The organism is Geodermatophilus sp. CPCC 205761 (assembly GCF_051383655.1).
Lineage (GTDB): Bacteria > Actinomycetota > Actinomycetes > Mycobacteriales > Geodermatophilaceae > Geodermatophilus.
The window spans coordinates 55,356-77,681 of record NZ_JALPKQ010000020.1 but is presented as its reverse complement, the minus strand read 5'-3'; the positions used below and the strand labels follow the sequence as shown (position 1 = coordinate 77,681).

The window sequence follows — 22,326 nt, the reverse complement described above, 5'->3', positions numbered from 1 at the left end:
GCCTGGCACGACGCGCGGCGGGGCCGGTACGCCTTCCACTTCCAGGTCGGCCACCCGCTGGGCTTCCTCGACGCCGCCTACGCCGGCGAGCTGGCGCTCGGCGTGCTCCTGGCCGACGCCACCGGCGAGGTCGCCGCCCTGCAGCGGGAGGTGGCCGGCTACCCGCCGGCGCTCGGCGCCGCGCTGGTCCGCCGGCTGGTCGAGGCACGGTTCTGCCTCGACATCGCCGCCAAGGCCACCGCCCGCGGCGACGCCACGTTCGTCGCCGGCTGCCTGTTCCGCGCCGTCGGACTCTGCGCGCACGCCCTGCACGCCGCCGCCGGGGTCTGGCTGGTCAACGAGAAGGGCGCGGTCGCCGCCGCCGGGCGGCTGCCGGGAGCGCCGCCGGGGTTCGCCGCCCGCGCCCATGAGGTCCTCGGGACCTCGGCACCCGGCCCGACGAGCTCACCACCGCGGTCGCGGCCGCGGCCGACCTGGTCGCGGAGGTGGCCGAGGCCTGCCGCTGACCGGCCGTCAGCCCCGGGCGCCGATGGCCGCGGCGACCTCGGCGTCGGTCGGGTTGCGCAGCAGCTCCCCCTCCCGCCAGACGACGACCGGCAGGTCGGCCTCCGAGACGCCGAGCTCGCCCAGCATCGCCGCGCCGTCGGTGCTGCCGTCGAGGTCGACGAAGACCGCGGCCAGCCGGTGGGCGCGGGCGAACGCCTGCAGCCGGCGGCTGTCCGCGGAGCCGCCCCGCCCGACGATGCGCAGGTCGGCGGCCAGCTCGAGCAGCATCGAGCGGCGCAGGAGGAAGGCCCGCAGCACCAGCTCCTTGAGCGAGTGGTCGGCCGCGAACACCTCGCGCATCCGGTCGTCGGACACGCACAGCACCTCGCCGGGACGGAGGACGACGGCGGTGAGGGTCACCGGGTGCGCGCTGAACAGGTCGAGTTCCCCGAGGAACCGCCGCGGGCCGTGGACGGCGATCACCCGCTGCCCCGCCCGGCCGTGGTCCTCGACCATCGCGACCGCGCCGGAGAGCACGACGGTGAAGTCGTACCCGGGGTCGCCCTCCCGGAAGACCGTCTCGCCGGCCTCGTACCACCGCCGGTACCCGTGCCGCTCCAGCAGGGCCAGCTGCTGGTCGGACAGCCGCGGGTAGGCGCCGTCCCGGTCGGCGGTCTCGGGCAGGTCGGCGGGCACCGGCTCGGGTTCGCCGTCGACCGCGGACACCGGCCCGGCGCGGCGCGGCCCCAGCGCCGGCAGCGCGCCGCCGGCGAGGGCGTCGTCCACCGGGAGCGGGGCCCCGGCGTCCTCCCCCGCCGTCGCGAGCAGCGCCGCGGCGAGGCTGTCGGCGTCGTAGGGGCCGGTGTGACGGACGCCGTTGACGAAGAAGGTCGGGGTGCCCTCGACCCCGCTGGCCTCTGCCGACTCGACGTCCTCCTCGACCCGGCGGGCGTAGCGGCCGGCGCCGAGGTCGCGGGCGAAGCGCTGCACGTCCAGGCCGATCGCCGCGGCGTGGTCGAGGAGGTCGCCGGCGGTGAGCCGGTCCTGGGCGCTGAACATCCGGTCGTGCATGTCCCAGAACCGCACCTGGGCGGCGGCCGCCTCCGCCGCCTCGGCCGCCAGCCGCGCGTGCGGGTGGACGTCGACCAGTGGGACGTGCCGGAAGACGTAGCGCAGCCGGTCGCCGAAGCGGTCGCGCACCTCCTCGACCGCGCCGGTGGCCCGCCCGCAGAAGGGGCACTCGAAGTCGCCGTACTCGACCAGGGTGAGCGGTGCGTCGAGCGGCCCGCGGACGTGGTCGCGGGCCGGGTCGACCGGCGGGTCGAGCAGCACCGGCCGGCCGCCGGTGCCGGGTGGGCGGAGGCGGTCGGCCAGCCGGAAGAGCCCCCAGCCCAGGAACGCGGCGAGCACCGACGCCGCCAGCACGCCGACCCGCGCCTCGTCGGCCGACCGCTCGTCGTCGAAGGCCAGGTCCACGATGAACAGGGAGATGGTGAAGCCGATGCCCGACAGAGCCGCGCCGCCGGCCAGCTGCCAGCGGGTCAGGCCGGGTGCCAGCTGCCCGAGGCGCAGCCGCATCGCCAGCCCGGTGCCGAGCAGGATGCCGGCCAGCTTGCCGAGGACCAGGCCCGCGACGACGCCGATCGTCACCGGCGAGGACAGCGCCGCCCGCAACGTCTCACCGGTCAGCGCGACGCCGGCGTTGGCGAGGGCGAACACCGGCACGATGACGAAGCTGGTCCACGGCTGCCACAGCTGCTGCAGCCGCTCGCTGGCCGACACCGACCGGTCGATGCTCAGCCGGGCGGCCCGGGCGAACTCGGGGTTGGGCGACTGCTGGTAGGCCCGGGTCCGCCGGGCGGCGTCCTCCACCTCCTCGCGGCGGGCCGGGTACGCGGGCGTGAACAGCGCGATGACGACGCCCGCCAGCGTCGGGTGGACGCCCGACTCGTACATCGCCACCCACACCGCGAGGCCGAGGACGAGGTAGGCCGGTCCGCGCCAGACCCGGAGGAAGCGCAGCCCGACCATCATCGCCAGCCCCACGACGGCCACGGCCAGCGCGACCGGGTCGAGCTGCTCGGTGTAGAACAGCGCGATCACGGTGAGCGCGCCGACGTCGTCGGCGATGGCCAGGGTGAGCAGGAAGAGCCGCAGCTGCGCCGGGCAGGCCGGGCCGACCAGGGCCAGCACCCCCAGCAGGAACGCCGTGTCGGTGGAGATCACCACCCCCCAGGCCGACACCGCCTCGTCGCCGAGGTTGAACAGCACGTAGACCAGCGCGGGCACCGCCAGGCCGGTGACCGCGGCGAGCGCCGGGACCGCGGCCCGCCGCCGGTCGGTGAGCTCGCCCATCACCAGCTCGCGCTTGATCTCCAGCCCGACGACGAAGAAGAAGAACACCATCAGGCCGTCGTTGACCCAGTGCTGCAGGTCGAGCGCGAGCTCCGCCTCGCCGATCCGGACGGCGAGGTCGGTGTGCCAGAAGGCGTCGTAGCTGCCCCGCGCGGGCGAGTTGACCCACAGCAGCGCGACCACGGTGGTCAGCAGCAGGAGTCCCGCGCTGCCGGCCTCGGTGCGCAGCGCGCGGCGCAGCGGCGCGACGCGGGCGAGCACCCCCCGGCCGCCCGGGGAGGACTGCCGTCCGACGTCGACGGTCACCGGGCGCCCCCGCTGGGAGTCATCGGACCTCCTGCCTGCCCCCGGAGGAGCCGAACCTGCGCTGGCAGTCTGCCTCGTCCCTCCGGCCGGCAGAAGCGGGGCGGGACGGCAGATTCGCGGAACGGATCCGTCTCGTCACGCTTCGTTGCGACACTCTCGGGTCCGCATCATGCGTTCTAGGGACCTTCGTCCGGACTTCGCCCGGAACCCTGGTGCGCGTCGCTGCGCCGGGTTCCCATGGTCGCGCCCTCCAACAGCGGGGGGCCGACCTCCCTGGGGGACTCCTTGGCACTCGCTCCGCTCGACCGGCTTCCCGACCTCGACCCGCCTCGCGTGCTGGTGGTCGACGACCACCGCACGTTCGCCGAGTTGCTGTCCGGGGCGCTGGCCGCCGCAGGGATGGACGTGCTGGGGACGGCGCACTCCGCGGCCCAGGCCGTGTCGATGGCCCAGGAGCTGCAGCCCGACATCGTCGTCATGGACATCGAGATGCCGCGGCAGGACGGGCTGACCGCCACCCGGCGGCTGCGCGAGGTCGCGCCGGACACGGTCGTCGCCGTCGTCACCGCGCACCGCGACCCCGACTGGGTGGTCCGCGCGACCCAGGCCGGCGCGTCGGCGTTCATCCCGAAGGACGGCTCGCTCGCCGAGATGATCGACGTGCTGAGCCGCGTGCGACCCGGCCAGATGCTCGTGGCGCCGTCCACCTTCGCCGCGACGCCGAGTGCGGCACCGCGACCGGTCACCGCGGCCCGGCCGCAGCTCACCCGCCGGGAGCAGGAGGTCCTCGACTGCCTGGGCCAGGGGATGCAGGTCAAGACGATCGCGCGGGTCCTGGGGATCACCCTGGAGACCTGCCGGGGCTACGTGAAGTCGCTGCACACCAAGCTCGGCGTGCGCTCCCAGCTGGAGGCCGTGGTCAAGGCCCAGGCGCTGGGGATGCTCACCTCGCTGTCCGACGCCTGACGGAGGACCCCGCGGGGATCGCTAGGCGTAGCGGGCGACGAAGTTCGCCAGCACCCGACCCGGTTCGGAGACCACGGCGGTCCGCAGCCGGGCGATCAGCTCCTCGAGCTCGGCCGGTGGGAAGTAGCCGGCGTGCTGGTAGACCCGGGCGCGGGTGACCACACCGGCGACGTCGAGCTCCGGGTGGAACTGCGTCGCGTAGACGTTCTGGCCGATCCGGAACATCTGCACCGGGCAGGCCGCCGACGTCGCCAGCAGCGCCGCGGACGGCGGCAGCACCCGGCAGGCCTCCTTGTGCCCGACCAGCGCGTCGAACACCTCCGGCACCCCGTCGAGCACCGGGTCGGCCTGACCGGCCGAGGTGAGCACGATCGGCACGCAGGAGACCGGCTCGCCGTACGTGCGGTCGACCACCCCGCCCTGGTGCACCCCCAGCGTGCCGATGCCGTAGCAGGCGCCGAGGAACGGCAGGTCGCGGGCGACCACCTCGTTCAGCAGCGGCTGGAGCTCGGCCTCCACCCGGCGCTGCGCGGCCGACTTCTCCTCCGGCGGGTCGCTGGAGTTGTAGGGCCCGCCGCCGAGCAGGACGCCGGAGTAGTCGTCGAGGTGCAGCTCCGGCAGCGGCCCGGCCTCCATCCGCACCCGGCGCAGCTCGTGCTCGGCCAGGCCGGTCAGCCGGAGGAACGCCGCGTACTCGTCGTCCGCGGCCTCGTCCTCGGCGCGCGAGGCCAGCAGCAGGAACGGGCGCACGGCCGCAGATGCTAGGCCGTCCCCGGTCAGGCCAGCACGACGAGCAGGTCTCCTCCCTCGACCTGCTGCACCGGGCCGATGGCGACCCGCTGCACGGCGCCGGCGACGGGGGCGGTGATGGCGGCCTCCATCTTCATGGCCTCGATGGTCGCGATGGCCTGGCCGGACTCGACGGTGTCGCCCTCCTCCACCTGCAGCGTGACGACGCCGGCGAAGGGGGCGGCCACCTGGCCGGGGGCGTTGCGGTCGGCCTTCTCGGCGGCCTTGACCTTGGCGTCGACGCTGCGGTCGCGGATGGAGACCGGGCGCAGCTGCCCGTTCAGCGAGCACATGACGGTGCGCATGCCGCGCTCGTCGGGGTCGGAGACGGCCTCCACCCCCATCAGCAGGGTGACGCCGGGCTCGAGGTCGACGGCGTGCTCCTCGCCCCGCCGCAGGCCGTAGAGGAACTCCTTGGTGGGCAGCACCGAGACGTCGCCGTAGCTGTCCACGTGCGCCTCGTACTCCCGCGTCGGGCCGGGGAACAGCAGCCGGTTCAGCGTCCGGCGCGGCCGCTCGGCCAGCCCGCGGACGTCGTCCTCGGACAGCTCGGCCGGGGGCTCGGCGGGACGGCGGCCCTCCAGCGCGCGGGTGCGGAACGGCTCGGGCCAGCCGCCGGGCGGGTCGCCCAGCTCGCCGCGCAGGAACCCGATGACCGAGTCGGGGAGGTCGTACTTGGCCGGGTCGGAGGCGAAGTCCTCGACCGCGACGCCGGAGCCGACCAGCTGCAGGGCCAGGTCGCCGACCACCTTGGAGCTCGGGGTGACCTTGACCAGCCGGCCCAGCAACCGGTCGGCGGCCGCGTAGGCGTTCTCGACCTCCTCGAACCGCTGACCCAGGCCCAGGGCGATCGCCTGCTGGCGCAGGTTGGACAGCTGCCCGCCGGGGATCTCGTGGGTGTAGACCCGGCCGGTCGGGGACGGCAGGCCGGACTCGAACGGCCCGTACACCCGCCGGACGGCCTCCCAGTAGGGCTCCAGGTCGTTCACGGCCTTCAGGTCCAGGCCGGTGGCCCGCTCGGTGGCGTCGGTGCCGGCCACGATCGCCGACAGCGGCGGCTGCGAGGTGGTGCCGGCCATGCTGGCCACGGCCCCGTCCACGGCGTCCACCCCTGCCTGCCACGCCGCCATCAGGGTGGCCAGCTGGCCGCCGGCGGTGTCGTGGGTGTGCAGGTGGACGGGCAGGTCGAAGCGCTCCCGCAGCGCGGTCACCAGGGTCGCGGCCGCGGGCGGCCGGAGCAGGCCGGCCATGTCCTTGATCGCCAGGATGTGCGCGCCGGCGTCGACGATCTGCTCGGCCAGCCGCAGGTAGTAGTCCAGCGTGTAGAGGTCTTCCTGAGGGTGTGACAGATCGCCGGTGTAGCACAGCGCCACCTCGGCGATCGCCGTCCCGGTGGCCCGGACGGCGTCGATCGCCGGGCGCATCTGCCCGACGTCGTTGAGCGCGTCGAACACCCGGAACACGTCGATGCCGGTGCGCGCGGCCTCGGCGACGAACGCGTCGGTCACCGCCTCCGGGTAGGGCGTGTAGCCGACGGTGTTGCGGCCGCGCAGCAGCATCTGCAGGCAGATGTTGGGCACCGCCTCGCGCAGCGCGGCCAGCCGGTCCCACGGGTCCTCGTGCAGGAACCGCAGCGCGACGTCGTAGGTCGCCCCGCCCCAGCACTCCAGTGACAGCAGCTGCGGGGTGCTGCGCGCCACGTGACCGGCCACGGCCAGCAGGTCCCGGGTGCGGACCCGGGTGGCGAGCAGGGACTGGTGGGCGTCGCGGAAGGTGGTGTCGGTGACCGCCAGCGCCGTCGCCGCCCGCAGGTCGGCGGCGAAGGCCTCCGGACCGAGCTCGGCCAGCCGCTGCCGGGAACCCTCCGGCGGGGCCGTGCGCAGGTTCACCCGGGGCAGCTTCTCCACCGGGTCGACCAGGTGCGGGCGCTCCCCGTGCGGCTCGTTCACCGTCAGGTCGGCCAGGAAGGTGAGCAGCTTGGTGCCCCGGTCGGCGCTGGAGCGCGCGGTGAGCAGCTCCGGGCGCTGCTCGATGAACGACGTCGTCACCCGCCCGGCGGCGAACTCCGGGTCGTCGAGCAGCGCGGCCAGGAACGGGATGTTGGTGGCCACCCCGCGGATGCGGAACTCCGCCACCGCCCGGCGGGCCCGGGCCACCGCGGTGGCGAAGTCCCGGCCGCGGCAGGTCAGCTTGACCAGCAGCGAGTCGAAGTGCGCCTCCACCTCCGCGCCCAGCGACGCGCCGCCGTCCAGCCGGATCCCGGCCCCGCCCGGGGAGCGGTAGGCGGTGATCCGGCCGGTGTCGGGGCGGAAGCCGTTGGCCGGGTCCTCGGTGGTGATCCGGCACTGCAGCGCCGCCCCGCGCAGCACGATCGTCTCCTGCGCCAGGCCGAGGTCGGCCAGCGTCTCCCCCGACGCGATCCGCAGCTGGGCCTGCACGAGGTCCACGTCGGTCACCTCCTCGGTGACCGTGTGCTCCACCTGGATCCGCGGGTTCATCTCGATGAACACGTGCCGGCCCTGGGGATCGAGCAGGAACTCCACCGTCCCGGCGTTCACGTAGCCGATCGCCCGGGCGAAGGCGACCGCGTCGGCGCAGATCCGCTCCCGCAGCGCGGGGTCCAGGTTGGGTGCGGGGGCCAGCTCCACGACCTTCTGGTGCCGGCGCTGCACCGAGCAGTCCCGCTCGAACAGGTGCACCACGTTGCCGTGGGCATCGGCGAGGATCTGGACCTCGATGTGCCGCGGGTCGACCACGGCCTGCTCGACGAACACCGTCGCGTCACCGAAGGCCGCCTCGGCCTCCCGCATGGCCGCCTGCACCGCACCGGTCAGCTCGGCCGGGTCCTCCACCCGCCGCATCCCCCGCCCGCCGCCGCCGGCGACCGCCTTGACGAACACCGGGAACGGCATGCCCTCCACGGCGGCCAGCAGGGTGTCCAGGTCGTCGGTGGGCTGGGTGGAGGCCAGCACCGGCAGCCCCGCCTCGCGCGCGGCCGCGATGGCCCGCGCCTTGTTGCCGGTCAGGGTGAGCACCTCGGCCGGCGGGCCGACGAAGGCGATCCCCGCCCGCGCGCACTCCTCGGCCAGGTCCGGGTTCTCCGACAGGAACCCGTAGCCGGGGTAGACCGCGTCCGCCCCGGCGTCCCGGGCCGCGCGCACGATCTCCTCCACCGACAGGTAGGCCCGCACCGGGTGCCCCACCTCGCCGATCTGGTGACTCTCGTCGGCCTTGAGCCGGTGCACGGAGTTGCGGTCTTCCCACGGGAACACCGCCACCGTGCCCGCACCCAGCTCGTAGGCGGCGCGGAACGCCCGGACGGCGATCTCCCCGCGATTGGCGACCAGGACCTTCGAGAACATGGGGCTCCTCGGGGGACGACGCACCGGCTTGCGGGGAGGGTAGGCCAGGACACGGCTCCGCCCGCACCCCCCGCCCGTGATCGGGGCGTGCGGGCGGCGCCCGGACGGCTATCCGACCTCGGCCGCGCGGGCCGCCTGCAGGTCGAGGGCGATGTCGACGATCATGTCCTCCTGGCCGCCGACCAGCCGGCGGCGGCCGACCTCGAGCAGGATGGTGCGGACGTCGATGCCGTACCGGGACGACGCGGTCTCCGCGTGCCGCAGGAAGCTGGAGTAGACGCCGGCGTAGCCGAGGGTGAGGGTCTCCCGGTCGACCTGGACCGGCCGGTCCTGCAGCGGGCGGACCAGGTCGTCGGCGGCGTCCTGCAGCGCGAACAGGTCGCAGCCGTGCTGCCACCCCTGCAGGTCCGCCACGGCGATGAACGGCTCGATCGGGCAGTTGCCCGCCCCGGCGCCGTGCCCGGCCAGCGAGGCGTCCACCCGGGTGACCCCCTCCTCGACGGCGACGACGGAGTTGGCCACGGCGAGGGAGAGGTTCTGGTGGGCGTGGATGCCCAGCTGGGTCTCCGGCCGCAGCACGTCGCGGTAGGCGCGGACCCGCTCCCGGACGCCGTCCATCGTCAGCCGGCCGCCGGAGTCGGTGACGTACACGCAGTGCGCCCCGTAGGACTCCATCAGCGCGGCCTGCCGGGCCAGCTCGGCGGCCGGGGCCATGTGGCTCATCATCAGGAAGCCCGACACGTCCATGCCCAGGTCGCGGGCGGTGGCGATGTGCTGGGCGGCGACGTCGGCCTCGGTGCAGTGGGTGGCGATCCGGATGGACCGGACGCCGAGGGAGTACGCGTGCTCCAGCTCGGCGATGGTGCCGATGCCCGGCAGCAGCAGAGTGGTGAGGACGGCGCGGGACAGGTTCTCCGAGGCGGCCTCGAGCCACTCCCAGTCGGTGTGGCTGCCCGGGCCGTAGGTGAGGCTGCCGCCGGCCAGCCCGTCGCCGTGGGCCACCTCGATGGCGTCGACCCCGGCGGCGTCCAGCGCGGCGACGATCCGGCCGACGTCGGCCGGGGTGATGCGGTGCCGGACGGCGTGCATGCCGTCCCGCAGCGTGACGTCCTGGACGTAGAGCTCGGTGGTCATGCCGTCACCTGCGCGGGAGTGCGGGTCGCGAGGGCCTCGCCGACCCGCACGGCGGCCGAGGTCATGATGTCGAGGTTGCCGGCGTAGGCCGGGAGGTAGTGCGCGGCGCCCTCGACCTCGAGGAACACCGTCACCCGGGTGGTCACCCGGGGCGCACCCTCGGGCAGCAGGGTGTGCACCGGCTCGCCCTCGGCGATCGGGGTGAACTGCACGTCCTGCTTGAGCCGGTACCCGGGCACGTACTCCGCCACCGACTTGGCCATCTCCGCCACCGACGCCCGGATGGCGTCGTGGTCGGCGTCGCCGATCAGGCAGAGGACGGTGTCGCGCATGATCAGCGGCGGCTCGGCCGGGTTGAGGATGATCACCGCCTTGCCGCGTCCCGCGCCGCCGACGGCCTCGATGGCGTGCGACGTGGTCTCGGTGAACTCGTCGATGTTGGCCCGCGTGCCCGGCCCGGCCGACCTCGACGCGATCGAGGCGACGATCTCGGCGTAGGGCACCGGGGTCACCCGGGCGACCGCGGCCACCATGGGGATCGTGGCCTGGCCGCCGCAGGTCACCATGTTGACGTTGGTCGCATCCGCGGCCAGGTGCTGGTCGAGGTTCACCGGCGGGACGACGTAGGGCCCGATCGCCGCCGGGGTCAGGTCGACCAGCTTCTTGCCGTACGGCGCCAGCTTCTGCGCGTTGGCCACGTGCGCCTTGGCCGAGGTGGCGTCGAAGACGATCTCGATGTCGCCGAAGCCGTCCATCGCGATCAGCCCGTCGACGCCCTCGGACGTGGTGGGCACCCCCATCCGCCGGGCGCGGGCCAGCCCGTCGGAGTGGGGGTCGATCCCGACCATCGCGCCCATCACCAGCACCTCGGAGTGCCGGATCACCTTGATCATCAGATCGGTGCCGATGTTGCCCGACCCGATCACCGCCACCTTCGCCGTGCGCATCAGGCGTCCCTCCGGGAGAACGTGGCCGTGACGGTGCCGAGTGCGCCGATCTCCGCGACCACGACCGAGCCGGGCGGGGTGGGGGCCATCGGGCCGAGGGCGCCGGAGAGCACGACCTGGCCGGCCCGGAGCGGGTCGCCGACCTCTCGGGCGGTCCGCGCCAGCCAGGCCAGCGCGGCGAGCGGGTCGCCCAGGCAGGCCGCGCCGGTGCCCTCGGAGACGACCTCGCCGTCCAGGGTCATGCGCATGGCGGCCGCGACCGGCTCGAACTCCGCCAGGGTCGACCGCGTCTCCCCCAGCACGAACAGCCCGCTGGAGGCGTTGTCGGCCACGGTGTCGCCGAAGGTGATGTCCCAGCCGGCGATCCGGCTGTCGACGATCTCCAGCGCCGCGACGGCGTACTCCACCGCGCCGCGCACCTGGTCGGCGTCCAGCGGGCCCTCATCGAGGTCCGAACCGAGGACGAAGGCGATCTCGGCCTCGGTCCTGGGCTGGAGCAGCCGCCCGGACGGGACCTCGGCCAGGCCGGTCACGTCCATGTCGGCGAACAGGACGCCGAAGTCGGGGCGGTCCACACCCAGCTGGGCCTGCACCGCGGGCGAGGTCAGGCCGATCTTGCGACCGACGACGCGGGCGCCCACGGCCAGCCGGCGCGCGGTGAGCCGCTGCTGCACCGCGTAGGCCTGCTCGACGTCGTCGGTGCCGATGAGATCGCGCACCGGCCGGCACGGAACGCCGGTCCGCGCGGCCACCTCGAGCCGCTCGGCGGCCTCGGCGACGGCCGCCCGCCGGGTGCGGGCCACGTCCGGTGGGGTGGTTGCCTGTGTCATCACTGTCCTCGGGGAGCCGGTGGGACCACGACCATGGCCGCCCCTCCCCCGGGACGCCTACCGCGGCGTTCCGATGTGCGGAACCCCAGCCGCCCTTCCGCGCCGCGGAAGTGCCGTGCCGGGCGGTCCGGCCACACCGGTCCACTGGACGGCACGCAGCGTCGGAGGCGCCTTGTGGCGCGCGCCACGCCGTGGTTCCGTTGTCCGTAGCGATCGTTACAGAGATCGTCGCCCCCGCGGAAGGACCACCATGACCTCCAGCCGTATCCCCGCCCCGCGGCGCCAGATGCCCGCCACCGCGGTGCAGCACGCCGTCGCCGCGCTCGCCGAGGGCCGCATGGTGGTCGTGGTCGACGACGCCGACCGGGAGAACGAGGGCGACCTCGTGGCCGCCGCCGAGCTGGTGACCGAGGAGCAGATGGCCTTCCTCGTCCGGCACAGCACCGGCATCGTCTGCGCCCCGATGCCCGCGGCCCGCGCCGACGAGCTGCGGCTGCCGGCGATGGTCACCGACAACACCGACGCCCACGGCACCGCCTTCACCGTCACCGTCGACTCGGTGCACACCGGCACCGGCGTCTCGGCCGCCGACCGCGCCCGCACCTTCCGCGCACTGGCCGACCCGGCCACCGGCCCCGCCGAGCTCCGCCGGCCCGGCCACGTCTTCCCGCTGCGCGCCCGTGCGGGTGGCGTCCTGGTGCGCGCCGGGCACACCGAGGCCACCGTCGACCTGCTGACCATGGCCGGGCTGTCCGGCGTCGGCGTCATCGGCGAGATCACCGCCGACGACGGCACCATGCGCAGCGGCGCCGACCTGCGCGCCTTCGCCGCCGAGCACGACCTCGTCGTCCTCGACATCGCCGACCTGGTCCGCCACCGGCGGGCCACCGAGCGGCTCGTCGAGCTGGTGGCGACCGCCTCGATGCCCACCGAGTTCGGCACCTTCCGGGCGGTCGCCTACCGCAACGTCCTCGACGGCACCGAGCACCTCGCCCTGGTCATGGGGGACGTCGCCGCGGCCGGCCAGTCCGAGCGCGGCGCGCTGGTGCGGGTGCACAGCGAGTGCCTCACCGGCGACATCCTCGGCTCGCTGCGCTGCGACTGCGGCGCCCAGCTGGAGCAGGCGCTCGCCGAGATCGCCGCCGAGGGCGTCGGCGCGGTCGTGTACCTGCGTGGCCACGAGGGGCGCGGGATCGGACTGGGCCACAAGATCCGCGCCTACGCCCTCCAGGAGGCCGGCCTCGACACCGTCGACGCCAACACCGCCCAGGGCCTGCCGGTCGACTCGCGCAGCTACGGCATCGGCGCCCAGATCCTCGGCGACCTCGGCATCCGCCGGCTGCGGCTGATCACCAACAACCCGGCCAAGTACGGCGGCCTCGACGGCTACGGCCTCGACATCGTCGGCCGGGTCGCGCTGCCGGTCGTGGAGACGCCGCACAACGTGCGCTACCTGCGGACCAAGCGGGAGCGGATGGGGCACCAGCTGTCCCCGGCCGCGGGCGCCGTCGTCCCCGGCTGATCCGGCCCCGCACGGTCCGCTCGCCCCGGGCGGGGGATGATCGTCTCGTGCCCGCCCAGCCCGGGGCCGGGACCGCCGAACGGGGAGCAGATGCCCAGGAAGACCGAGCGCCGGCACCGCCAGGGTGTGGAGTCCCGCCGGCGGATCCTCGAGGCCACCTTGGCGATCGCCGCCGAGCGTGGCTACGACGGCACCAGCCTGGGCCTGGTCACCGAGCGCGCCGGGCTGCCGGCCAGCTCCGTCTACTGGCACTTCGGCAGCAAGGACGAGCTGCTGGCCGAGGCGCTGGAGTACAGCTACCGCCGCTGGGCGGAGTCGATGCCGGCGCCGCGCTGGGAGGGCGGGCCGGCGGACCTGCGCGAGCAGCTGCGGGCCCGGCTGCGCCAGGGCGCCGCGGCCATCTCCACCTCACCCGAGTTCTGGCGGCTCGGGCTGATGCTGGCGCTGGAGAAGCGGGTGGTCGAGCCGGCCGCGCGCCGGCGCTTCCTCGAGGTGCGCCGGGAGGCCCGGCGGGTCAGCACCGCCCTGTGGCACCAGGTGCTGCCGGCCGAGGCGGTGGCGCAGGACCCGGAGCTGACCGAGCGGCTGGCCCGGTTCCAGATGGCCACCATGGACGGCCTGTACATCGGGCTGCGCGCCGACCCGGGGTGGGACCGCGACGCGGTCGTCGAGCTGCTCGCGGCCGGGCTGCACGCCGCCGTCAGCCGTGCGCTCCCGGTGCGCGCGTGAGCCGGCCCGCCCGCGCGCCGCAGGCGGAGGGGTCACGGGAGCGGATCCTCGCCGCCGCGGCCGCGATCGCCGCCGAGTCCGGCTACGAGGGCACCACCATCTCGAAGGTGACCCAGCGCTCGGGCCTGCCGGTCAGCTCGGTCTACTGGTTCTTCAAGGACAAGGACGAGCTGCTCGCCGGGGTCGTCCGGCACAGCTTCGCGGAGTGGGTCTCGGGGCAGCCGGACTGGGCGCCGATGCCCCCCGGGGCGTCCCTCGCCGACGGGCTGCGGGCGGTGCTCGACCACTCCGTCCGCACCCTCACCGAAGCGCCCGACTTCCTCCGCATCGGCCAGATGCTCACCCTGGAGAACCGGGCGACCGAGCCCGCGGCCCGCACCCTCTACCTGCGGATCCGCGCCGAGGTCGAGGAGCGGATCACCGACTGGTTCGCCGCCGGCCTCGACGACGAGGTGCGCGACCGGCGTCCGGAGCTGGCGCGCACCCTCGCCCGCTTCGTCATCGCGAGCACCGACGGGTACTTCCTGGCCCAGCAGATCGACGAGCCCTGGAACCCGGCGGAGCTGGTCGACCTGCTGGTCGGCACGGTGGAGGCGGCGGTCGCGGAGGCCGCCGGGGACGAGGAGGAGCGGGCATGAGCGGCGCCATCCGGTACGACCGGGCGCGGGCGGCGGCGGAGGCCGCGCTGGCCCACGCCGAGGGCATCGGGGTGCGGGTGAGCGTGGCGGTGGTCGACCTCGCCGGGATGGAGGTCGTCGTCGCCCGCGCGGACGGCGCCCCCGGGTTCACCGCCGGGATCGCCCGCGCGAAGGGGGCCACGGCGGCGGCGTTCCGCCGTCCCTCCGGCGAGCTGCGGGAGGTGGCCGAGCGGCGTCCCGAGGTGCTCGTGGTCGCCGGGGAGCAGCTGGGGTTCCGGCCGACGACGCTGGGCGGCGGGCTGCCGGTGGTGCGGGACGGCGAGGTGGTCGGCGGCGTCGGCGTGAGCGGCGCGACCCCCGAGGAGGACACCGCCTGCGCGGAGGCCGCCGTCGCCGTGCTCGCCGGGGCCTGACGCCCGGCCGGCTCCGTGCCGGCTCAGGACAGCGGCGCGAACCGGCCGAAGCCGCCCTGGTGGAACAGCAGCGGGGCCACGGGGTTGGCCACGTCGAGGGCGCGCACCCGGCCCAGCACGATGGCGTGGTCACCGCCGTCGACCTCGGACTCGAACGTGCAGTCGATCCACGCCACCGCGCCCGCCACGACCGGTGCGCCGGACGGGGACGGCGTCCACGCGATGCCGGTGAAGTCCTCCACCCCCTTGGTGCTGAACCGGCGGCACAGGTCCCCCTGGTCGGAGGCCAGCACGTTGACGCAGAAGGACGACGCGGTGCGCAGCCGCGCGAAGCGCTCGGAGCCGCGGGTGGGCAGGAAGGCGACCAGCGGCGGGTCCAGCGAGACCGAGGTGAACGAGCCGACGACCATGCCGACCGGCGCCCCGGTCGCGTCGATCGCCGTCACGAGCACGACCCCGGTCGGGTAGTGCCCGAGCGTCGCCCGGAACCGCGTCGGGTCGACCTCCTGGGTGAGCGTCATGACACCGAGTCTGGGCACCGGCCCCCCCGCCGGGCACGGGGTCCGTGCCGCTGTCCGGGACGCGTCAGGACGCCGTCGGACGGCGCACCTCGTACGGCAGCCGCTCCGGGCTCCACACCCCGGCCGGCGCCGTGATCGCGTCCAGCTCGGCCACGACGGCGGGGTCGAGCTGCCAGCTGCAGCCGGCGACGTTGGACCGCAGCTGCGCGACGCTGCTCACCCCGGCGATCACCGAGGCGACGCCGGGGCGGCCGGCCAGCCAGGCCAGCGCCAGCTCGCTGAGCGGGCGTCCCAGCCGGCCGGCCAGCGCGCGGAGGCGGTCGAGCGTGGCGTGGTGCGCCGGGACGTCCATCGTGTCGACGATCCCGCTGCCGGCGGCGCCGCGGGTGCCGGCCGGGCGGGGCGCACCCTGCCGGTACTTGCCGGTGAGGAAGCCGCCGGCCAGCGGGTGGTAGGGCAGCACGCCGACACCGGTGCGCCGGGCGTAGGGCAGCACCTCGGCCTCCAGCCCCCGGGCCAGCAGGTGGTAGTAGTCCTGGACGGTCGCGAAGGCCTGCCGCCCCCGCGCGTTCGCCAGGTGGTTGGCCTCGCTCACCCGCCAGGCGCCGGCGTTGCAGATGCCCAGCGCCCGCACCTTGCCCTCGCGCACGAGGTCGTCGAGGACGTCGAGCAGCTCGGCGGGATCGACGCCGTCGGGCGGGAAGTGCAGTTGGTAGAGGTCGATCCGGTCGGTGCCCAGGCGGCGCAGGCTGGCCTCGGCCGCCCGGCGGACGTGCGCGGCCACCGGGGCGTCGTCCAGCCGGCGCAGGTTGAACTTGGTGGCGATGACCATGCGGTCGCGGCGGGCGCCGAGCGCCGCCCCGACGAGGGCCTCCGACCGCCCCTGCCCGTAGACGTCGGCGGTGTCGACGAGGTCGACGCCGAGGTCGAGGGCGGCGGCGATCACCTCGCGGGTGGCCGCGGCGTCCAGCCGGGGCGGGCCGAAGACGTTCCCGCCCAGCCCGCACACCGACACTGTGAGGTCGCTGGTGCCCAGCCGCCGGCGGGGCAGCGTCGCCACGGTGCTCGTCATGGAGGTCCTCCTCGGTGGGGTCGTGCGCCCGTATCCGAGGCGAGGCGCCCGCACCGAGCCACCCTCGCGTGCCACTCCGCGGCACGGCCGGTGCGGGGCCGTGCGCGTACCCGCTGGTCAGGAGGCGCGTCGAGTCGGACCACCCGAAGGAGGGCCGCAAGACCCTTTCCTTCTCTGTATCGACCGCTACAGTGAGTCCTGACACGGTGATCGTCGTCACTCCGCAGGCGGCACCGCAGCAGCTGGACCGGTACCCCCGAGAGAAGGGCTCCTCCATGACCCTCACCGCCGAGGTCGTCTCCTCCACCCCCGCCCCCCGCCGGCCCGGGTCGGATCCCGAGGGCGGCGACCGGGCGGGGGCACCCACGTCGGTGAGCAAGGCCCTCCAGCTGCTCGACGCCTTCCGGCTGGCCGGGCCCAGCCTCGGCGTGAGCGAGCTCGCCCGCCGGGCCGGCGTCCCCAAGTCGACGGCGTTCCGGCTGCTGGCCTACCTGGAGCAGGGCGGCTACGTGGAGCGGACCGGCACCGACTACCGCCTGGGCTGGCGGCTGTTCGAGCTCGGCAACCGGGTGCACCACTGCCGCCCGCGCGGGCTGCGCGACCTCGCCCTCCCCTACCTGAGCGAGCTGTACGTGAGCACCGGCAACGTGGTGCACCTCGGCGTCCTCGAGGGCAACGACGTCGTCTACCTGGAGAAGATCCACGGGCACCGCGCCGTCCGGACCCCCACCACCGTCGGCGGCCGCATGCCGGCCGCCTGCGTCGGGCTCGGCAAGGCGATCCTCGCCTTCGGCGACGCCGGCACCGCCCGCCGGGTGGTCTCCGCCGGCCTCGAGCGGCGGACGCCGTACTCGATCGCCGAGCCGGGGCGCTTCCTCAACGAGCTCGGCCGGGTGCGCACCAACGGCATCGCGTTCGACCGCGAGGAGGCCGCGCTGGGGCTGACCTGCGTCGCGGCGCCGATCCTCGTCGACGGGCGGGCCGTGGCCGCGATCTCGGTGTCCGGCTCGACGACCCGGTTCAACCCGAGCGTCAACGCGGCCCACGTCCGCCGGGCGGCGGCCCAGATCTCGGCCGAGTACGCGGCGGCCCAGGCCGCCTGACGCCTGCACGGGACGAGGGGCCGGTCCGCAGCCGCGGACCGGCCCCTCGTTCCGGGTCCGGACTCTCCGCGCGGAAAGTCCGGCCCGACCCCCGACGATTTCCGCGGAAACCGCCGCTCGGGGGGCCTCGAGGGAGGCGGTGCCGGGCTCAGATGGCGGTGAGGCCGGGCGGCAGCGGGTGGCCGAAGCGCAGCCGGCCGTCCGCGTCGTACATCGGGTCGGCGACGTTGCAGATGTGGTTCATGCCGGCGTGCAGGTCCCGCCAGTAGCGCTGCAGCGGGTTGTCGCTGCGCAGGCCGCCCCCGCCGGTGACGGCGAAGACCCGGTCGACGGCGTCCACGGCGCGGCGGGAGGCGCGCACCTGGTTGCGCCGGATCTCCACCCGGGTGGCGAGGTCGACGCGGCCGCCGGCGCACACGACGTCGTACATCCGCTGGATGTCGGCGAGGAAGTGCACTCGGCTCGCCGCGACGTCGGCGGTGGCCGCTCCGAGCACACCCAGGTCCGCGGCGGAGGGGCGCCCCGCCGCCGTCGGGCGCATCCGCAGGTGCGCGACCGCGTGCGCCACCGCGCCCTCGGCCATCGCGAGGGTGGCGGCGATGATCGCCGAGGCGAACATCGTGTGGTTGGGCATCCGGTAGAGCGGGACGTCGCCCCGCCCGGCCGCTTCGGCGGCCCGTCCCTCCCGCAGGTCGGCCGGGTCGATCACCCGGTGGTCGGGGACGAAGGCGTCGCGGATGACGACGTCCTTGCTGCCGGACCCCTGCAGGCCCATGACCTGCCAGGAGTCGTGCAGCACCTCGTAGTCGCGCCGGGGCAGGACGAAGTGCCGGAACGGCTCGGGCGGCTGCGGCCGCCCGTCGTCGTCCACCAGCAGCCCGCCCAGGACCACCCACTCGCAGTGGTCGGTGCCCGAGGAGAACGGCCAGCGGCCGTTGAACCGGTAGCCGCCCTCGACCCGCCGGGCCCGGCCGAAGGGCGCGTACGGGGAGGCGACCCAGGTGTCGGGGTCCAGGCCCCAGATCTCGTCCTGCACCCGCCGGTCGGCCTGGGCGATCTCGAAGGGGTGGACGCCCACCACGCCGCTGACCCACCCGGCCGCCGCGGAGCGGGCGCCCACGGCGAGCACGGTCTCGAAGAACTCCACCGGCGAGGCCTCGAAGCCGGCGTACTCGACCGGCTGCAGCAGCCGCACCACCCCGGCCGCGCGGAGCTGCTCGGCGGTGTCGTCGGGCAGGCAGCCGAGCGCGTCGGCCTCCTCGGCCCGGGCAGCGAGCTCCTCGGCCAGCTTCTCGACCCGTTCCCGCACCTCGTGCACGCTGCTCGTCCCCTCTCCGCTGCCTGACTGCCGGGGCGCCGTCCGGCGCCCGGAACGCCGCTGCGGAGCCGGCCGGGCCGGGCTCCGCAGCGGGGATCTCGTCGTGTGGTCCGGGTCGGCTCAGACGTCCGGCTCGTTGGGGTCGGTCCGCTTGTGGCCCCAGTAGCTGGGGACGTCGTAGCGGGACGGCGTCCAGGTGGCGTCGTCGATGAGCTTGCCGCCGAAGCCGTACTCGACCTGGAAGCCCGACGGCGTCTTCACGTAGAACGACAGCATCTCGTCGTTGGAGTGCTTGCCGAACGTCGAGGCGATCGGCGCCGCACCGGCCTGCACCTCGTCCCACGCGCGCCCGACGACGTCGAGCTCGTCCACCTCGAACATCAGGTGCCCGACGCCCTGCGGCGCGAACGGGATCGGCGCCCACGCGAAGGAGTGGTGCCGCTCGTTGGCGTGCGTGAAGGTGCCGTACATCCCGGGGCCGAAGTCGATGTAGTCGCTCAGCCTGAAGCCCAGGATGTCGAGGTAGAGCGCGTTGTAGGCGTCGTTGTCGCGGACCATCTGGAAGGCGTGGCCCAGGCCGCCGGCGCCGGTGACGAACCGGGCCCCGGTGGGCGAGACGAAGCGCGCCCGGTCCTTCTTCAGGCCGTAGAACAGCTCGAGCCCCTGGCCCTCCGGGTCGTCGAAGGAGACGATCCCGCTGACCTGGCGCTCCTGGGCGAGCGCGGCGTCGCCGCGCTTGACCGCGTAGCCGTTGCTCTCCAGGGCGGTGGCGAGCTCCTCCAGCTCACGGGGGCCCTTGACCTCCCAGCCCAGCACGGTGACCGCGTCGGCCTCCCCGCGGCGGACGTCGACCCGGTAGGCCTTGTCGTCCATCCGCAGGACCAGGCGGTCCTCGGTCGCGGTGACCGGCTGCAGACCCAGCAGGTCGCAGGCGAACTCCTTCCAGGCGCCGAGGTCGCGCGCCTCGACGATCGCGTATCCCAAGCCGACGACTTCGGCCATGACGTCCCCTCCGGGGTGGGTTCGATGTGGTGTGGACGAGGTCCGGCACCGATGCTCTGCGGGTCCCCGGGAGGGGTCCAGCAGCGTGTGCCGGGGAGCGGAATGGCTGGTCAGCGGTTCAGGACGAAGTCCCGGACCAGCCGGTTGAACTCCTCGGCGTGCTCGAGCTGGGCCCAGTGGCCGCACCGGTTGAGCAGCACCAGCCGCGCGTCGGGGATCAGCGCGACGAGCTCCAGGGAGTGCTCGAAGTGCACCACCCGGTCGTCGCGGCCGTGGAAGAGCAGCGCGGGGACGCGCACCTGGGCCAGCTCGGCGGGGTCCACCCAGGGCCGGCCGCGGCTCATCCCGGCGATGAAGTTGGCCAGGTGGTCGGGGCGGGCCCGCGCGGCCTCGGAGCGCTGCAGCACCAGCTCGTCGGAGGCGAAGGCGGGGTCGAAGGTCATGATGTCGACCAGCTCGCGCATCACCGCCGGCGAGGGGTCGCGGTAGCCCTTCTGCAGGATCTTCAGACCCTCGGTGGGGCCGTCGCCGGGCTGGAAGAGCACCGGGCCGGGTGAGCCCGCGCCCATGGTGATCAGGTGCGACATCCGGTCGGGGTGCTCGGTCGCGAAGCGCAGCGTCGTCGCGCCGCCCATCGAGTTGCCGACGAACGCCGCCTTCTCGATGCCGAGGGCGTCGAGCAGGTGCAGGGCCGCGGTGACGTGGTCGCGCTCGTCGGGGGTGACCGTGTCCGACTGCCCCCAGCCGGGCATGTCGGCGGCGATCACCCGGAAGTCGTCGGCGAGCACCGTCATGTTCGGCCCGAAGTTGCTCCAGCCGGTCGCCCCCGGACCGCTGCCGTGCAGCAGGAGGAGCGGGTGGCCCTCGCCGGCCTCGTTGATGTGGATCTTGCCGCTCGGCGTCTGCACCGTCCGGCTGGTGCTCTCCGCCGTCAGTTCCTGGGGCACGTCGGTCTCCTCTGGTCCTCGCGCGGCGCGCTGTCGAAGGTGTGCCTGGAGCGTTCCGTCCGGCGCCGGATCCGGGAACCGAGGGGTGCCACACTGCGGAACGGGCGTCCCGGCGAACGACCCGCGGCCCGCGCCCGGACGTGCGGCAGGGCCGCCGGCACGGGGTGCGCCGGCGGCCCTGCTGCTGGGGTGCGGTCGGGCCGGCCTACTCCTGCACCCAGACGTAGCGGGCGTCGAAGGCCGTCGTCCCGGGCAGGCTGCCGGGGAAGCCACCCACCTCGTCGCCGACGTAGAAGGCCATGGCGTGCTGGATCTGCGGCATGAACGGCAGCCACTCCCCCAGCACCTGCTGGATCTCCTCCAGCAGCGGGCCACGGTCCTCCGGTGCGGTCACGCGGGCCTGGTCGAGCAGCGCGTCGAGCTCCGGGTTGCCGGCGTGCCCGATGTTGGAGGGCACGTCGCTGCGGAAGCTGACGCTGAGCACCTTGAACGCCTCGGCGTTGACGCCGATGAAGCGGTGCTGGGCCTGGTAGTTGCCCGAGAGCGCCTCGGTGATCATGGTCGGCTGGTCGCCCACCTCGATCTCCATGGTGATCCCGGCGTCGGCCAGCATCTGCTGCATGATCTGCGCCTGCTGCTGGAACTCCGGCGGCGAGGTCGTGGTCAGGGTGAAGGTCGGCTCGTTGCCGGTGTCGGCGGTGTACTCCTCCACCAGCGCCCGGGCGGCCTCCGGGTCGTGGGCCGGCCAGGCGGTGTCGACGTAGAACGGGTGGTCCTCGGGGAAGATGCCCCGCATCGGGGTCTGCAGCCCGTCGAACACCGCCTCGTTGAGGCCCTCCAGGTCGATCGCCTGGATGACGGCCTGCCGGAACCGGATGTCGTCGAACGGCGCCTGGCTCATGTTGAACAGCAGGTTGTAGTACGTCGACGCCGGCTGGCGCAGCACGGTCAGCCCGGCGTCCTCCGCCTGCGCGAAGTCCGTGGAGACCTGCGTCATCGCGATGTCGATGTCACCGGACTGCGCGGCGGCCAGGCGGGCCTGGCTGTCGGTGGCCGTGACGAAGCGCAGCGAGTCCAGGTACGGGACGCCGTCGATGCGGTAGTCCTCGTTGGCCACGAGCACGATGTCGCCGCCGGGCTGGAAGGACTGGACCTCGAACGGGCCGACGCCGACCGGGGCCGAGCCGTAGCCGGCACCGAGCGCGGCGTACGCGGTCGGCGACGGGACGTACGCCGCGGCGAACGCGGCACCCGTCGGGGCGAACGTCGTCGGGAAGGTCATGTTCGCCGCGGGCAGCGTGAAGGTGACCGTGGTGTCGTCGGCCGCGGAGTACGAGGCGATCGCCCGGATGTCACCGGCCGAGGAGGAGGTCGAGCCCTCCGCCTTGATCCGGTCCAGGTGGGCCACGACCGCGGCGGCGGTGAACGGCGTGCCGTCGTGGAAGGTGACGCCCGAGGGCAGCGTCATCGTCCAGTTCGTGCCGTCGTCCGTGGTCTCCAGCGACTCGGCCAGCTCGGGGACGACGTTGCCCTCGGCGTCGAAGCCCATGAGGCTGTCGTGGACGAAGCGGGTGACCTCCTGCCCGGCGCTGCCGAGCTGGGCCAGCGGGTCGAGCGTCTCGACCGGGGCGATCATCCCGACGACGAGCTCGCCGCCCTCGGTGGGCTCGGTGCGCTCGAGCAGCTGACCACCGGCCTCGTTGAGCGAGATGCCCTCGCCCTCGGCGCTGATCTCGCCGATCTCGGTGGCGGCCGCGTCGCTGCCGTCGCTGCCTCCGCACGCGCTCAGGACGGTCGCGGCCACGGCGGCGGCGCCGACCAGACGCCAGGTGCGTCTCATGCCGAACTCCTCTCCGACGACGGCTCGCGCCGCTCGTCCTCCGACG

18 protein-coding genes are annotated in these 22,326 nt (G+C 74.5%); 6 read left to right on the top strand and 12 right to left on the bottom strand.

Annotation, left to right across the window (positions count from 1 at the left end):
• Nucleotides 1-513 precede the first annotated feature (513 nt).
• Nucleotides 514-3,147 (bottom strand): Na+/H+ antiporter NhaA, encoded by a 2,634-nt coding sequence (gene nhaA, locus MY526_RS14160; RefSeq protein ID WP_436704155.1) that lies wholly within the window; start codon nt 3,145-3,147, stop codon nt 514-516.
• A 285-nt stretch (nt 3,148-3,432) separates the two neighbouring features.
• Here nhaA and MY526_RS14155 point away from each other — a divergent pair, with 285 nt between their 5' ends.
• Nucleotides 3,433-4,113, top strand: a complete 681-nt coding sequence (locus MY526_RS14155; protein WP_436692968.1) for a response regulator — start codon at nt 3,433-3,435, stop codon at nt 4,111-4,113.
• A gap of 21 nt (nt 4,114-4,134) precedes the next feature.
• On the opposite strand, the gene MY526_RS14150 is transcribed toward MY526_RS14155, so the two are convergent.
• The 5 genes from MY526_RS14150 to MY526_RS14130 all read right to left on the bottom strand — a co-directional run bounded on the left by MY526_RS14150 (nt 4,135) and on the right by MY526_RS14130 (nt 11,175).
• A complete protein-coding gene (locus MY526_RS14150) occupies nt 4,135-4,863 on the bottom strand; it encodes a glutamine amidotransferase (RefSeq protein ID WP_436704153.1) in 729 nt (242 codons plus the stop codon).
• A gap of 26 nt (nt 4,864-4,889) precedes the next feature.
• The gene (locus MY526_RS14145) at nt 4,890-8,264 is read right to left on the bottom strand and encodes a pyruvate carboxylase (RefSeq protein ID WP_436704151.1); all 3,375 of its coding nucleotides are present in this window, start codon (nt 8,262-8,264) and stop codon (nt 4,890-4,892) included.
• A gap of 108 nt (nt 8,265-8,372) precedes the next feature.
• Nucleotides 8,373-9,398, bottom strand: a complete 1,026-nt coding sequence (gene dmpG, locus MY526_RS14140; protein ID WP_436704149.1) for a 4-hydroxy-2-oxovalerate aldolase — start codon at nt 9,396-9,398, stop codon at nt 8,373-8,375.
• Nucleotides 9,395-10,345: an acetaldehyde dehydrogenase (acetylating) gene (locus MY526_RS14135; protein ID WP_436704147.1), complete on the bottom strand. Its 951-nt coding sequence runs from the start codon at nt 10,343-10,345 to the stop codon at nt 9,395-9,397. Before MY526_RS14135 ends, dmpG begins: the two co-directional genes overlap by 4 nt.
• Nucleotides 10,345-11,175 carry a 2-keto-4-pentenoate hydratase gene (locus MY526_RS14130; protein ID WP_436704145.1) on the bottom strand — a complete coding sequence of 277 codons (831 nt, stop codon included), beginning with the start codon at nt 11,173-11,175 and terminating at the stop codon, nt 10,345-10,347. The genes MY526_RS14135 and MY526_RS14130 overlap by 1 nt, the downstream gene beginning before the upstream one ends.
• Before the next feature lie 250 nt (nt 11,176-11,425).
• Here MY526_RS14130 and MY526_RS14125 point away from each other — a divergent pair, with 250 nt between their 5' ends.
• The 4 genes from MY526_RS14125 to MY526_RS14110 all read left to right on the top strand — a co-directional run bounded on the left by MY526_RS14125 (nt 11,426) and on the right by MY526_RS14110 (nt 14,477).
• A complete protein-coding gene (locus MY526_RS14125; protein WP_436692958.1) occupies nt 11,426-12,697 on the top strand; it encodes a bifunctional 3,4-dihydroxy-2-butanone-4-phosphate synthase/GTP cyclohydrolase II in 1,272 nt (423 codons plus the stop codon).
• Between the two features lie 90 nt (nt 12,698-12,787).
• A complete protein-coding gene (locus tag MY526_RS14120) occupies nt 12,788-13,426 on the top strand; it encodes a TetR/AcrR family transcriptional regulator (RefSeq protein WP_436704143.1) in 639 nt (212 codons plus the stop codon).
• Nucleotides 13,423-14,064, top strand: coding sequence for a TetR/AcrR family transcriptional regulator (locus tag MY526_RS14115; protein ID WP_436704141.1), 642 nt, complete (start codon nt 13,423-13,425; stop codon nt 14,062-14,064). Before MY526_RS14120 ends, MY526_RS14115 begins: the two co-directional genes overlap by 4 nt.
• Nucleotides 14,061-14,477 carry a heme-binding protein gene (locus MY526_RS14110; RefSeq protein ID WP_436692953.1) on the top strand — a complete coding sequence of 139 codons (417 nt, stop codon included), beginning with the start codon at nt 14,061-14,063 and terminating at the stop codon, nt 14,475-14,477. The genes MY526_RS14115 and MY526_RS14110 overlap by 4 nt, the downstream gene beginning before the upstream one ends.
• Before the next feature lie 23 nt (nt 14,478-14,500).
• On the opposite strand, the gene MY526_RS14105 is transcribed toward MY526_RS14110, so the two are convergent.
• Both MY526_RS14105 and MY526_RS14100 read right to left on the bottom strand, forming a co-directional pair.
• Nucleotides 14,501-14,998, bottom strand: a complete 498-nt coding sequence (locus tag MY526_RS14105; protein WP_436692951.1) for a flavin reductase family protein — start codon at nt 14,996-14,998, stop codon at nt 14,501-14,503.
• 64 nt (nt 14,999-15,062) lie between these two features.
• Nucleotides 15,063-16,070, bottom strand: coding sequence for an aldo/keto reductase (locus MY526_RS14100; RefSeq protein WP_436704139.1), 1,008 nt, complete (start codon nt 16,068-16,070; stop codon nt 15,063-15,065).
• 206 nt (nt 16,071-16,276) lie between these two features.
• Between MY526_RS14100 and MY526_RS14095 the strand changes: the two genes are divergently transcribed.
• The gene (locus MY526_RS14095; protein WP_436704137.1) at nt 16,277-17,173 is read left to right on the top strand and encodes an IclR family transcriptional regulator; all 897 of its coding nucleotides are present in this window, start codon (nt 16,277-16,279) and stop codon (nt 17,171-17,173) included.
• A 148-nt stretch (nt 17,174-17,321) separates the two neighbouring features.
• Here MY526_RS14095 and MY526_RS14090 read toward each other — a convergent pair whose 3' ends face one another.
• From MY526_RS14090 to MY526_RS14075, 4 genes are all read right to left on the bottom strand, one after another.
• On the bottom strand, nt 17,322-18,491 hold the full coding sequence (locus tag MY526_RS14090) for a hypothetical protein (protein ID WP_436704135.1): 1,170 nt from the start codon (nt 18,489-18,491) through the stop codon (nt 17,322-17,324).
• Nucleotides 18,492-18,611: 120 nt separating this feature from the next.
• The gene (locus tag MY526_RS14085; protein WP_436692945.1) at nt 18,612-19,493 is read right to left on the bottom strand and encodes a VOC family protein; all 882 of its coding nucleotides are present in this window, start codon (nt 19,491-19,493) and stop codon (nt 18,612-18,614) included.
• Nucleotides 19,494-19,603: 110 nt separating this feature from the next.
• Nucleotides 19,604-20,440 carry an alpha/beta fold hydrolase gene (locus tag MY526_RS14080; protein WP_436704133.1) on the bottom strand — a complete coding sequence of 279 codons (837 nt, stop codon included), beginning with the start codon at nt 20,438-20,440 and terminating at the stop codon, nt 19,604-19,606.
• A gap of 205 nt (nt 20,441-20,645) precedes the next feature.
• The gene (locus MY526_RS14075) at nt 20,646-22,280 is read right to left on the bottom strand and encodes an ABC transporter substrate-binding protein (RefSeq protein WP_436704131.1); all 1,635 of its coding nucleotides are present in this window, start codon (nt 22,278-22,280) and stop codon (nt 20,646-20,648) included.
• Between the last annotated feature and the right edge of the window lie 46 nt (nt 22,281-22,326).

Excerpts from the sequence above, each read along its gene's own strand:
- MY526_RS14145 (WP_436704151.1), bottom strand. The coding sequence starts at position 8,264 with ATGTTCTCGAAGGTCCTGGTCGCCAATCGCGGGGAGATCGCCGTCCGG.
- dmpG (WP_436704149.1), bottom strand. The coding sequence starts at position 9,398 with ATGACCACCGAGCTCTACGTCCAGGACGTCACGCTGCGGGACGGCATG.
- MY526_RS14135 (WP_436704147.1), bottom strand. The coding sequence starts at position 10,345 with ATGCGCACGGCGAAGGTGGCGGTGATCGGGTCGGGCAACATCGGCACC.
- MY526_RS14130 (WP_436704145.1), bottom strand. The coding sequence starts at position 11,175 with ATGACACAGGCAACCACCCCACCGGACGTGGCCCGCACCCGGCGGGCG.
- MY526_RS14125 (WP_436692958.1), top strand. The coding sequence starts at position 11,426 with ATGACCTCCAGCCGTATCCCCGCCCCGCGGCGCCAGATGCCCGCCACC.
- MY526_RS14120 (WP_436704143.1), top strand. The coding sequence starts at position 12,788 with ATGCCCAGGAAGACCGAGCGCCGGCACCGCCAGGGTGTGGAGTCCCGC.
- MY526_RS14110 (WP_436692953.1), top strand. The coding sequence starts at position 14,061 with ATGAGCGGCGCCATCCGGTACGACCGGGCGCGGGCGGCGGCGGAGGCC.
- MY526_RS14105 (WP_436692951.1), bottom strand. The coding sequence starts at position 14,998 with ATGACGCTCACCCAGGAGGTCGACCCGACGCGGTTCCGGGCGACGCTC.
- MY526_RS14100 (WP_436704139.1), bottom strand. The coding sequence starts at position 16,070 with ATGACGAGCACCGTGGCGACGCTGCCCCGCCGGCGGCTGGGCACCAGC.
- MY526_RS14085 (WP_436692945.1), bottom strand. The coding sequence starts at position 19,493 with ATGGCCGAAGTCGTCGGCTTGGGATACGCGATCGTCGAGGCGCGCGAC.
- MY526_RS14075 (WP_436704131.1), bottom strand. The coding sequence starts at position 22,280 with ATGAGACGCACCTGGCGTCTGGTCGGCGCCGCCGCCGTGGCCGCGACC.